The sequence below is a fragment of the Paenibacillus sp. 3LSP genome, assembly GCF_032465655.1.
Taxonomy (GTDB): Bacteria; Bacillota; Bacilli; order Paenibacillales; family Paenibacillaceae; genus Fontibacillus; species Fontibacillus barengoltzii.
Window position 1 is genome coordinate 1 of the sequence record NZ_JAWDJI010000154.1, and the last position, 1070, is coordinate 1070.

The 1070-nt window shown below is 49.6% G+C and carries 1 protein-coding gene; it reads left to right on the top strand.

Features of this window, described 5'->3' with window-relative positions; all coding sequences use genetic code 11:
* The coding region (locus tag RW092_RS12750; RefSeq protein ID WP_316010368.1) for an IS4 family transposase at window positions 1-902 on the top strand (902 nt) is incomplete at its 5' end.
* Window positions 903-1070 lie beyond the last annotated feature (168 nt).

Below are 1070 nucleotides of genomic sequence, written 5' to 3' on the forward strand. Positions count from 1 at the left end.
TCCAGGAGATCACCAAGCAGAAGCAAGGGATCCCGAATATCGGCAAGCTCCGGATTCTCGACTCCACCGTGCTTACCTTGCCCACCCTAGCTGGACGCTGGGCGTACTGGAGCAAAGAGCAAAATGCGGTCAAGATCCATACCCAGCTCGTGGTGGCCGATCGCGAAACGGTGTTTCCCGGCAAGATCATCAACAGCACAGCGGCGGTGAGTGATCAGGAAGTCGCTCTTGATCTGGTGGTGGCGGACGATGCGATTCATGTGATGGATCGCGGGTATATCCAGTACGAGCTATATGAATCGCTGATTCACCAACAGATGAGGTTCGTGGCCAGATTGCAGACCAAGAACAAGGTAACCATCCTCCATCAGCGAGCGGTTCCTGAGGGTTCTCCCATCACGTTAGATGCGGACGTCGAGATCCAGTGGAACGATAAGCAGAAGCAGACGCATCACCTCCAAGCCCGACTGATCGAGTTTACGGATGAGCAGAAACGGACCTACCGCTTGCTGACCAATGTGCAGGATCGCTCTGCCCAAGAGATTAGCGAGATCTACCGCTATCGATGGTTGATCGAGTTGTTCTTCAAATGGATCAAGCAACATCTGAGGCTGGTGAAGATCTACAGCGCAAACCAGACCGCCATCTGGAACCAAATCTATCTGGCGCTGATCGCGTACAGCTTGGTGCTGTTGATCAAGTTAGAGATGCAAACGGATCTAAGCTTATGGCAGATCTTGAAACGCATGCGCTTATATGCTGAGCGATCGTGGGAAGAGTTTCAACAAGCTGTGTTACGACCGCCGTCTAAGCCATCCAAAGGCCGGCGTAAGAAAGGGCGGCCAGGAAGGCCGAGAAAACATCCATTGAAGCTCAAGAGCGTCAAGATGGTACTAGAGTAACCGAATGATTCATCTACTAATTTTTGGTAACATGACTACACTTCACGTCCTGTTACCCTTTTAGCACATTGGCGGAAAATAGAAATGGTAAATTTTAATCCAATAAGTTGATACAACCAAGATTAACAATTAATTGAATACCATGTCACTTTAGATGCAAGGCTAGTG